Consider the following 10,800-nt stretch of genomic DNA (forward strand, 5'->3'; position numbering starts at 1 on the left):
GTGGCGCTTGCCACAAGGGCTGGACCTTTGATCACCGCGTCGCGGATTTCAATCTGCTTCTGGCTCAGCGCGCCATCGAATGTGATCTCGGTCCGACCGACCAACAGCGGGTCAATCTCGGGCAGGCCCGTTTTGATATCCCGGCTCATCACGCTGGCGGTGCCATCAAATTCGAGCGTCTGAACAGTGCCTTTGCCGTCCAGTTTCGCCTGTACCGCACCGCCAAGCTCACGTTTGGCGAGGCCCGAGAACACGGAAAGATCACGCGCGTTGACTGTTGCTTGCCCGTCAATCGTCACGTTGCCATCAGGGGTGGTAACCCTGCCGTCAGCCTGCGCGCGCAGAGTGTCGCCGATCAGAGTAAAATCACGGATTGTTACGCCATCAGCTCCGCGTTTGGCGTCCAGCGCGATTGTTGTGTTGCCCCGGATCACCGGGTCAATGTCGTCGCGCCCTGTGGAAAGATCGCGCCCCTCGACCTCAAGCTTGCCATCGAAGCTGCCTTCAAGCGGTGAACCCTGGCCCGTCAGCCGGGCAGAGGCCTGACCGCCCAACTCCATTTGCGCCAGGCCCGAGAACCGTGCCAGATCGGTCGCCTGCAATGTCGCGGCACCATTGACGGCCAAACCACTGGACAAGCCGTTGATCTCGGCGTCAACGCCCAGTTCGTAGTCCGAGCCGACCATCTCGACCCCGGACAGGTTCAACGTCTGATCCCTGCCATACTGGAACGTACCGTCCAGCGTAATGCGGTCGCCAACGGCGGTGTTCAGGGCATCGTCAGCCAGGTCGATACCATCCAAAGCTGCCTGCAAATCACCGTCGATCCGCAAAACGTCACCCTGTTCCAAGGTCCCTTGCGCCGTAATCTGCGCGCGTTGCAGGTTCAGGGTGTCGGATTTTATGGCGTTTGCGGTCAGGCTCAGATCCCAGAGATTGCCGTTTTTCTCATCAAACAACGCAGAGACCTGAGCAGCCTCTATCGATGTGTCGCCACCTGATAACGGAAGCACGACGCTTTGCCCCTCTGGCGGCGTAATGCGCCCTTGCAGGGCCGCCAGTTGCAGCCGACCGCCCGGCGCCAGTTGCAGCGCCCCTTTCAGGTTCAGTGCCTGAGAACTGAGTTCCAGATCACTGATATCCAATGCTCCTTCAGGCAGGGTACGCCCATCCACGATCAACTGCGTTTTGGGGCCGAAAAACGTATCCATATTCTCAGCGACAAAGGGCGTCAGGTCACCGCCCAGATCTGCGGTAAAGGCGATGCCCTCCTCCGCGCTAGCCGCGGCTGTTGGGGCAGAACGCAAACGAACCTGCCCGGTCACTCGTGGCTGCCCATCACTGCTCAGGCCGATATCGGCCGTAAAATTTGTCACCGGCCCGGACCCTTTTGCGGTCAATCCGATCGGAGGACTGTCCGGCATTTTCAAGGCGGTCGAGATCAGACCCCCCGCAGCTTCGGTGACCTGAAGGTCAAGATCGATCTGGCTGTCGGAGTTCCGAAAGCCCGCAGCCAAAGAGATTTCATCACCGGCCCGATCCAGTCGGGTGATGTCCAGTTTGGTGTCCAACGTTCCGTCGGCCAGCGACAGGTTGCCATTGACGGCCAGTTCCGCCGCGACACCGATCAATGGTTTGCCCAATGCCAGTTCGCCAATACGGATTTCGCCGATTTCGATGGCCACGGGCAGTTCAGGCAGTTGAAAAGCCTGAGTCTCGGCAGAAGGGGACGGTGTGTCCTTGGTCGTGGTGCCCGGTGCGCGGGCGACGTCGATTTCCTGCGCGGTCAGCGCGTTGACCGAGAACCGCCCGCGGATCAGCGCCAACCGGTTCCAATCCAGTTCCGCTTCCCGGATGGTCAGCCAGACCCCTTCATCATCAGCCACCGTGATCTCGGCAATGGTGGCGCGTGAACTCAGCGCGCCTTGCAGGCCTTTGACGGTAACATTCTGATCGTCGCCCGACAGCGTGTCCTGTAGGAACCGCTCGATCATGCTGCCGCCTTCGTCCTCCTGCGCGGGGCCGGCTACTGGCACAAGCATCAGCGTGCCAATCAGCAGTGGGTATGAAAGGTGCCGTCTCAAAACGCTTGCCCGATCCCGATATAGAACTGCAGACCGTCGCCGCTGGACCCGCTTACCGGGAAGGCCAGGTCAAACCGCAGGGGTCCGAAACCGCCCAGATCATATCTTACGCCGATACCAGCCCCTGCATGATCTTCCGCGCCACTTCCTATGAAGGAAGAGGTATCGACGACACCGTAGTCGTAAAACCCGACCAACGACAGCGAATCTGTCACCTTGCCCCGGATCTCGCCGGAAAGTCCAAGGAACGATTTGCCGCCTGCGACACCGGTCCCGACAGGGATGCCAAGGCTTTCATAGGGTTGCCCGCGCACGGTTCCCGCGCCACCGGAAAAGAACAGAAAATCAGGTGTAACGCCACTCGCAGGCGGGCCAATGACCGATCCAAGCTGCGCCCGCCCGGCCAGCACAACCCTGCCGCTGGTTCCAAGGCTGGTATAGACCCGCCCGTCAACAAACAGGCGAAGTCCCGTATCGGTGCCGGAAAAGCCAACGAAAGGCATGACTTCGGTATCCAGATAAAAGCCGCGCGTGGCGCTGACTTTGTTGTCGCGCTCATCCCATTCCGAGCGGAAGGGCAGGATAAAGTACCTAAACTTTCGGCCATTTCCGTAGGCGTCGTCAGCATCTGACCACTGTAATCCAGCCGAGGCTTCGGCATACAGCGTGTCCGAGAATGTGCGGCGCGCACCATATGCCACAGACGCAACCGAAACATTGTAGTTTTCGGTGTTGCGGCGCTCCAGCAACGCGTTCCAGAATGTATTGTCGTCCGGACCCAGACGATCGGGCTGATCCAGACGCAATCCGATCCGCCCATCAAGATCTTCGGAACCACCGATATTTCGTATCGCGGCCTCAAAACGCAGGCGTTCCGCGCGTTTGAACATGTTGCGATGCATCCAGGTCGCGGTCACATCGACACCGTCGCGCGAGGCCAGCTCGAGCCCAAAGGTCAGCTGACGCTTTGGCAGGTCTTCGAATGTGGCGTCGAAATCCAGTGTGCCGTCGGGGTTTGCTGTCTCATGTTCCTGCAATGACACGACGTTGAACGTGCCGGTGCGGCGTAAACGTGTTCCAACCTTCTGGATTTTTTCTGGTGAGTAAACTTCTCCGCTTGGGAAACCGGCGATTTTTTCGATGGACCGGTGGCGCACATCCGTGTCGCCCTTGATGAACATTCTGCCAAACGTCAACCTGCGCCCCGGGTCCAAATCAATCTGCGCATCCAGACGGGCCTGCGCGTGGCGGGCGATAATGGTCTGATCCTCAATTTTTGCCTTTGCATGGCCCGCATTCCGCCATCCCTGCACACCGTCCGAGCCTGCATTTTGAATGGCTCCGGTCGTTGCCAGTTTGCCGGGGGCGAAACCTTCGGGCAGCACGGTACCAGACGCCAAGGGCTGAACAATGGCCGTGCCGAATTTGAAGCTTGGCCCGGTTTCAACAGTAATTGCGGCCCTATTGATCTGTGTTGGCACAGTCAAAGAGCTCAACTCAGCGGCTTCCTGCCCGTCAAGCTTGATGCTGACAACCGGGCTGAAATACCCTTCATCATACAAGATCTGTACAAGCGTGCGGTAATCCGACAAGGCGGCAGACAGGATCTCAAGTGGCGTGTCCAAGCCCCGCTCTTTCGCTGTTGTAACCGATGATGTCTTTTTCAGGCGTTCAACCAGTTCCTTCGAAGCGCCCGGCGCCGTCAGAGAGGTTTCCAGCGCCATCAGAGCGTTCGGGGTCAGTGCCATGACAATGGCACTCAGCCAGCACTTCAAACGGCCTTGCGGCGTGCGCCCTTGCATGAATTGCCCCAACTGTCCCAGTTCCAAATCTCAGCTACCGTGTCATCCACGGCCTTATAGTGTCAGGTTAGAACACCTGAATGCCATTGGGAAAAGGGATAAACGCGGGATCGGGTCATTTTGGCCGAATTGTCCCGGCCTTTGCTGACACAATCGCTTTACCGCACCTCGATTGGCAGACCGGAATTGCCGCGGTTCGGGCCAAAGCCAACCGTATACAACCAATGTCCGGGCCGGTCCGTGGCCTATGCCCTGTGTAATTCACTAGGCAAACGGGTGGTTATTCGGTATTCCCAATATATTGTCAATTGGTATCAAAAAAACCGAAAAAATGTCCTATCTCGACAACATCCGAACCTTTGTCAGGGTTTACGATCTGGGCAGCATGTCCGCAGCCGGGCGGGATCTTAGGATTTCGCCAGCGGTGACATCGGCGCGAATATCGCAGCTTGAGGACCATCTGGGTGTACGTCTGTTCCAGCGCACCACACGCAACCTGTCCCCGACAGAGCAGGGAAAGGCATTCTATCCCGGTGCGGTGGCGGTTCTGGATGCGGTGGACGAGGCCGAGGCTCAGGTCACACATCTGACCGAGGCACCGCGTGGGTCGTTGTTCGTGGCGTCTCCACTGGGGGTGGGGAGGCGATTGCTGGCTCCACATGTGCCCGAGTTTCTTGCGGAATACCCCGAGATTGATGTCCGGTTGCGCCTGACGGATCGCTCGGTTGATCTGACGACGGAAGGTCTGGATCTGGCGTTTTTCATTGGCCAGCCCGAGGACAGCACGTTGCGTATTCGCAAGATTGCCGACTGCCAGCGTGTACTGTGCACTGCGCCAGACTATGTGGCGCGGCGCGGTATGCCTAAGACCGGGGCTGACCTGATTGCCGACAAGCATGAATGCCTGAATCTGCGCTTTCCGGGTGCGACCGAGTTTCAGTGGATGCTGGTCACACCCGATGGCCCGAAACGATTTGCCGTGTCCGGGCGGTTCGAATGTGATGATGGGGATGTTCTGACGGATTGGGCGTTGTCCGGTCAAGGCATTGCAATGAAGCCGGTTTTCGAGGTGGCCGAGCATCTGAAATCCGGCCGCCTCGTGCCGGTTGCAACGGAAACTCCGCCTGTTTCAGTTCAGATGGCCTGCCTATACACGCATCGGCGCCATCAGGATCCAAAGGCACGCCTGTTCATGGATTTCATGATTGAACGGATCAGTAAGGTGGTTCGCGTTACAGAATACCCTGTCGCGGGGCCTAAACCATAGTTGCCGACCCGACGCTGTGTACGAAGGTTAGTCCGGTCACGACGCGGCCATCAGACGGGCCACGTCCAGCATGCGAGCCGAAAAGCCCCATTCATTGTCGTACCAGCCGAAAACGCGCACCTGATTTTCTCCGACCATGCGGGTTTCCGGCCCGGCAATGACCAGCGAATCCGGGCGCGCCCGCAAATCGGAAGAGACCAGCGGCATATCCGTCCAACCCAAAACCGGTGACTCGACAACAGCCTGACGCAAAGCATGATCGAAATCCTCGGCCCGCATACCGCGTTCCAGCGTGACCACGAGGTCGACCGCCGAAACGCTGGCTGTCGGGACGCGAACTGCGGCACCCGAGATGCGCCCGGCCAGATGTGGAAGGACCACGTCGATCAGGTGTGTGGCGCTGGACGTTGTCGGAACCATGGACAGCGCACCGGCCCGCGACCGGGCAAGGTCGCCGCGCGGGGCGTCAACCATGGGTTGGCTGTTGGTATAGCAATGGATGGTTGTCATATGGCCCGACAAAATACCGCCAATGTGGTCCAGCACTTTGACCAGCGGTGCCAGCCCATTCGTTGTGCAGGAGGCGTTCGATACGATCCGGGCGCTGCCCAACTGATCCTCGTTCGCCCCCAGAACGACGGTTAAGTCGGCCGCAGGCGAAGGACCCGAGATCAGGACCTTGCTGGCGCCCGCAGACAATCCGCGACGCGCCACGTCGGATGCGCGCGCGACCCCGGTACAATCCAGCATCACGTCTACGCCGGATAAATCAACGCGTGTCAGATCGGCACTGTGCGTCATAGGAACAGAGCGTCCGTCTACGATCAGCGCGGCATCGCCCTGTGACACATCGCCGGGATAGGGGCCGAAGGTGCTGTCGTATTTGAACAGGTAAGCACAGGTCTCCAGCGGCGCGATGTCATTGATCAGCACCAGCTCGATATCCGACCCTTCAGGCAGGGCCAGAACCTGCCGCAGGATCGTGCGGCCAATGCGGCCGAATCCATTAATCGCGAGTTTCATGCGCAAGCTATGGCAGGGCGTCGGGGCGACCTCAATGCCTGATCAACAACAGCTTACTTGCAACTGACCTGAGAAAAGAACTGACCCGAAATATTCTGGTACATGCTGTTGAAGATCACCTTGCATCCCGTCGCTTGTTGAATGGCAGCAATTGCTTGCGTTGTCCGAAGGCGTGGGGGCGGACCGAACGGGTTCAGGTTGTTGTTGTCGCGTGTGGCGCGATAAATGACCGGTTCGTCTGCGACCTGTGTCACAGCCCAGTTGCGGCTCATGACGAAGACGGATTTGGTCTCTTCCCCCGCAATGGCGGGTGCGGTGTGCAGGATTGCAGAGGTAGCGAGTGCGGCAACGGCTATCAGGGCAAGTCGCAGTTTCATGGACCAATCTCCAATGCTCAAGACAAGAAATTACTTGGATTTCAGCAAATTCCGACCCTTGTGTGAAGCCCTGGGGCAAATAATCACTGCGATTTTTTTCCCAACCCGCCGCTTAGCGGTGCGACAGGGACAGGGGCATATGCCGGTTGACGTCTTTATAAAGCAGATACCTGAACCGGCCCGGCCCCCCTGCGTAACAGGCTTGCGGGCAAAAAGCGCGTAGCCACATGTAGTCTCCGGCCTCAACTTCGACCCAGTCCTGATTGAGGCGATAGACCGCTTTCCCTTCCAGAACATAAAGACCGTGTTCCATCACATGGGTTTCGGCGAAGGGAATGACCCCGCCCGGTTCGAAATTGACGATGTTCACATGCATGTCATGGCGCAGGTCCTGTGGGTCAGCGAACCGCGTGGTGGACCATCGGCCGTCGGTGCCCGGCATTTCTACAGGCGTCACATCACGTTCGTTGGTGATGATCGGGTCTGGCGCGGGCAACCCGGGAACGGCCTCATAGGCTTTGCGGACCCAGTGGAACCGGGCTGCCGTCTGGCCAGTGTTCCGCAATGTCCAGTCGCTGCTGGCGGGGATATAGGCATATCCGCCTGTCTCCAACACATGGTTTTCCGAATTCAGTGTCAAAGTGACTGTTCCTTCGACGACAAAAAGCACCGCCTGAGCTTGCGCGTCTGTCTCTGGCTGATCGCTGCCGCCGCCGGGCTGCACTTCCATGATGTATTGCGAGAACGTTTCGGCAAATCCGCTGAGCGGGCGTGAAAGAACCCACAGGCGTGTTCCTTCCCAGAACGGCAGATAGCTGGTGACGATGTCGCGCATCGTACCTTTGGGAATGACCGCATACGCGTCAGTGAACATGGCGCGGTCGGTCAGCAACTGGTTCTGGCCGGGATGGCCGCCGGTCGGGGCGAAGTAGGTCGGATGGGTCATTTGTGTGCCTCGGGATCGTTTGAATGGCACTATGGGGACAAAGGCGCGACGCTATTAGGTCCTGACGCGCGATAGGTTTGTTCGGGATATTTTGAAGGTCGGCACCCCGGGGCTTGGCCCTGCTGAAACAGAGGTATATCCTTGGTCGTAAATGATTTCAGTTCTGTGAGGCCACAATGAAAGCCCAGTTTTTACCCGTCATTGCCGCGTGTGGCGCCCTATTGATGACCGGTTCCGCCAACGCCAAGTCACTCTCCCGAATCATAGCTGAGATGGGGCTGTCCCCGGCAGACTTTGAAGTGGTCAGTGAAACCTCGAATGCCCTTTTGAACAATGGCACGCCTTCTGTAGGGCAGGAACGGTCCTGGCAAAACGACGATACCGGCTCAAAAGGAACGATCCGGGTGCAAAACGTTCAGGGCAACTGCGTCGGCCTTCAACATGTCATCCAGCCGGAAGGCAGCGATCAAAGCCGCGAGATCAGAACCCGCCGGTGCAATGACGGTAACGGAAACTGGATCCTGACGCCCTGATCTCTGACTTGGTATCAGTACCCCAGATCGCGACTGACTTCGTGCAACAGGGGATCGCCGGACCTGAGCCTATGGTAGTTCTCAGCCACATCCGACAGTGCGTCCCCCAGATACCAGCCCGAGACATGCGGTGTGATCGTCACAGAAGGGTGCCGCCACAAGGGGCTGTCTTTTGGCAGCGGTTCCTGTGACGTGACGTCCAACACGGCATGGCCCGGTGAGCCGTTATCCAGCGCCGCGATCAGCGCCGCCTCGTCAATCAGGTTTCCGCGTCCGGCGTTCAGCAACTGACTGCCCGGCTTCATCGCGGCCAGCGTCTGTGCGTCAAACAAACCCGCGGTTTGCGGCGTCGAAGGAAGGATGGCACAGACGTGATCACATTGCCCCAATAGCCGAGGCAGCGCGTCTTGCCCATGCAGGCAGGTGACACCATCGATGGACTTTGGTGAGCGGCTCCAGCCCATGACCTGAAACCCGACGGCATGTAACATGCGGGCAGTGCGGGCCCCGATATGGCCCAGACCCAGAACGCCCACAACCGTATCAGGTGTGAAGATAGGCGCGCGCGGCAACCACTCGGCGCGCCTCTGGAATGCCTCGTGAAAAACCATGTGGCGCTGAGCCCGCAGGATATAGGCCAGAAACCACTCGGCGATGCCCTGCGCAGGCGCGTCTGGCTTCAATCGCGCCACTCGGATATGCGGAGGCAGGTCAGGATGGCCAACTATGGTCTCAACCCCAGCCCCCAGCTTCTGGACCAGTTTCAGGTTGGGCAACTTCGCAGGGTGATTGCTTTGCATGTTGACCACGGCCAGCATCGTGATGTCGCCGGGGTCGCCCAGCGTTTCGGGTGTGCGGATGTCGGCACCGGGTGCCAGGGCCTGTAATGTGGCGGCGATTTCCTCATCCCCGATCCAGTCCGACAACCCGGTTTCAATCAACAACGCCATATGCGACCCCACTTGGATGTGATGTGGTGACGTCCCGTCACAGCGGTGGACAGGATCAGGTCAGTTAAGCCATCCTCGTGCCCAAAAGTACAGCCTGGTTTCAAAACCCGAAAAGGACAGTTTCGTGAAGATACCACTCACCTCGCGCAAGGGAAACCACGTTACTTCGCAACCGGTTACCGGTATGAGTGAGCCGAGACACACAACGCAGCGAATGACCAGAGGGGACTGATGGCAGGGCTCGACTTCACGGATCAGACTTATTTCTGTCAGCGCGAAGATGGGGCGTTTGTCGGGAATGATCCCGCACGCGGTCCATGGTCTGCCGATCATTGCCACGCAGGGCCGGTAAGCGGGTTGATTGTGCGGGCGGCGGAAACCGAGATTGGCCCCGAAAAGATGCTGACCCGCCTGACAGTTGACCTGTTGCGCCCTCTGCCCTTGGCCGGGTTGCGGGTTGCCGCAGAAACCACGCGTCATACCAAGACGCTGGCGACCACACGGGTTACGGTGCACGATCTGGATGACACACTCTGCGCAACGGCCACCACCATGCATCTGGCGCGACGCGATCTGGGCGCGGTGGCAAACGTCGAAACCAGTGCGCCACAGTTGGAAGACGCGGTAGAAGGTCCTTTTCCAATCGGCGAGATTCGTCACGATTTGAAGGGGTTTGCCCACTACAGTGACATCCTTTATCCCATAGACGGCAAACAGGGGGCCGGACCCAAAACGGTCTGGATGCGCACCCCAAAGCTGTTGAGCGGCGAAGATCAGTCGCCCATTCAGGCACTGTGCCCGTTGGCGGATTGCGGCAATGGTATCTCGTGGAATGCTCCGACGTCGGAGATGGGGTTCATGAACACCGATCTGACCGTGAATATCCACCGCGAACCGGTGTCAGATTGGCTGGCGTCCAGTTCGGTTTCACATTGGCAACCTACGGGCATCGGCATGTCTCAGTCGGTGCTTTTTGATACGCAGGGTCCTGTAGGGACGGCCCTGCAAACACTGGTTCTGTTCCCGCCAGTCTGAAAGTAGGCCGGTTTCCGCAGGCGTGTGTAAAGGCCGTTGTCGCCGTGTCCCGTCAGACCTATCTTGCGCATATGCGCTGGCTCTTCACCGTCATGACCTGTTGCCTGCCGATCCCGGCACTATCCCACCCGCATGTCTTTATCGACACCGGGCTGGAATTCATCGTGGATGAGGCCGGTCACCTGACCCATATCCGGGTGACGTGGGCATATGACGAATTCTACTCTCTGCTTGTTCTGGAAGACATGAATCTGGATCAGGATGCTGACGGCATTCTGACGGAAAGCGAAGAAAAACGTCTGAGCGGGTTCGATATGCAATGGGTCGAGGGGTACAACGGCGACCTCGTGCTCACCAAAGACGGCGCACTGGTGGCTCTGTCCAGTCCAATGGAGCCCAGTGCGACAACGGAAGACGGGCGGATTGTAACCACCCATTTGCGAGCGGTCGAAGGCGACGCAATACTTGCCACAGGGCTTTCCGCCAAGGCATTTGATGAGTCCTTCTATACGGCCTATGAGATAACGCGCCCTGTAACTGTGACAGGCCCAGCTTTATGCCAGATGGATCGTAACGAACCCGACATAGACGGGCAGCTTGCACAGATGCAGGCGTTTCTGTTGACACTGGACGCGGATTACGACCTCGAGGAAAACGATATTCCCTTGGTTGGTGAGAACTTTGCGACTGAGATCCTTGTTTCATGTCCCGTTTCCTGATTGTTCCGGTCGCTCTGGCCTTTGGTTTGCTGCTTTGGTTCTGGGGCAGCGGTGGGTTTGACAG

The 10,800-nt window shown here is 58.5% G+C and carries 10 protein-coding genes; 4 read left to right on the plus strand and 6 right to left on the minus strand.

What is annotated here, in order from left to right:
- Positions 1 to 2,042: translocation/assembly module TamB domain-containing protein (locus AC2FND_RS18200; protein WP_496771187.1), on the minus strand; the 2,042-nt coding region annotated here is incomplete at its 3' end.
- A gap of 38 nt (positions 2,043 to 2,080) precedes the next feature.
- The gene (locus tag AC2FND_RS18205) at positions 2,081 to 3,886 is read right to left on the minus strand and encodes an autotransporter assembly complex protein TamA (RefSeq protein WP_496771188.1); all 1,806 of its coding nucleotides are present in this window, start codon (positions 3,884 to 3,886) and stop codon (positions 2,081 to 2,083) included.
- Positions 3,887 to 4,217: 331 nt separating this feature from the next.
- Here AC2FND_RS18205 and AC2FND_RS18210 point away from each other — a divergent pair, with 331 nt between their 5' ends.
- A complete protein-coding gene (locus AC2FND_RS18210) occupies positions 4,218 to 5,153 on the plus strand; it encodes a LysR family transcriptional regulator (RefSeq protein WP_209598213.1) in 936 nt (311 codons plus the stop codon).
- A gap of 36 nt (positions 5,154 to 5,189) precedes the next feature.
- Here the strand turns inward: AC2FND_RS18210 and AC2FND_RS18215 are convergent, their stop codons facing one another.
- The 3 genes from AC2FND_RS18215 to AC2FND_RS18225 all read right to left on the minus strand — a co-directional run bounded on the left by AC2FND_RS18215 (position 5,190) and on the right by AC2FND_RS18225 (position 7,499).
- Complete coding sequence (locus tag AC2FND_RS18215; RefSeq protein ID WP_480870782.1) at positions 5,190 to 6,176, minus strand: type I glyceraldehyde-3-phosphate dehydrogenase; 987 nt, start codon at positions 6,174 to 6,176, stop codon at positions 5,190 to 5,192.
- A gap of 53 nt (positions 6,177 to 6,229) precedes the next feature.
- Positions 6,230 to 6,553, minus strand: a complete 324-nt coding sequence (locus AC2FND_RS18220) for a hypothetical protein (protein ID WP_480774055.1) — start codon at positions 6,551 to 6,553, stop codon at positions 6,230 to 6,232.
- 112 nt (positions 6,554 to 6,665) lie between these two features.
- Entirely contained in the window at positions 6,666 to 7,499 is an 834-nt protein-coding gene (locus AC2FND_RS18225; RefSeq protein WP_496771189.1) for a bifunctional allantoicase/(S)-ureidoglycine aminohydrolase, read from the minus strand.
- Positions 7,500 to 7,675: 176 nt separating this feature from the next.
- Between AC2FND_RS18225 and AC2FND_RS18230 the strand changes: the two genes are divergently transcribed.
- Positions 7,676 to 8,032: a hypothetical protein gene (locus AC2FND_RS18230; protein ID WP_496771190.1), complete on the plus strand. Its 357-nt coding sequence runs from the start codon at positions 7,676 to 7,678 to the stop codon at positions 8,030 to 8,032.
- Between the two features lie 14 nt (positions 8,033 to 8,046).
- On the opposite strand, the gene AC2FND_RS18235 is transcribed toward AC2FND_RS18230, so the two are convergent.
- Entirely contained in the window at positions 8,047 to 8,982 is a 936-nt protein-coding gene (locus AC2FND_RS18235; protein ID WP_496771191.1) for a 2-hydroxyacid dehydrogenase, read from the minus strand.
- 231 nt (positions 8,983 to 9,213) lie between these two features.
- Between AC2FND_RS18235 and AC2FND_RS18240 the strand changes: the two genes are divergently transcribed.
- Both AC2FND_RS18240 and AC2FND_RS18245 read left to right on the plus strand, forming a co-directional pair.
- A complete protein-coding gene (locus tag AC2FND_RS18240) occupies positions 9,214 to 10,017 on the plus strand; it encodes a thioesterase family protein (RefSeq protein ID WP_496771192.1) in 804 nt (267 codons plus the stop codon).
- Between the two features lie 44 nt (positions 10,018 to 10,061).
- The gene (locus tag AC2FND_RS18245; RefSeq protein WP_496771193.1) at positions 10,062 to 10,736 is read left to right on the plus strand and encodes a DUF1007 family protein; all 675 of its coding nucleotides are present in this window, start codon (positions 10,062 to 10,064) and stop codon (positions 10,734 to 10,736) included.
- Positions 10,737 to 10,800: the final 64 nt, after the last annotated feature.

The organism is Ruegeria sp. BHSB056, from assembly GCF_059613305.1.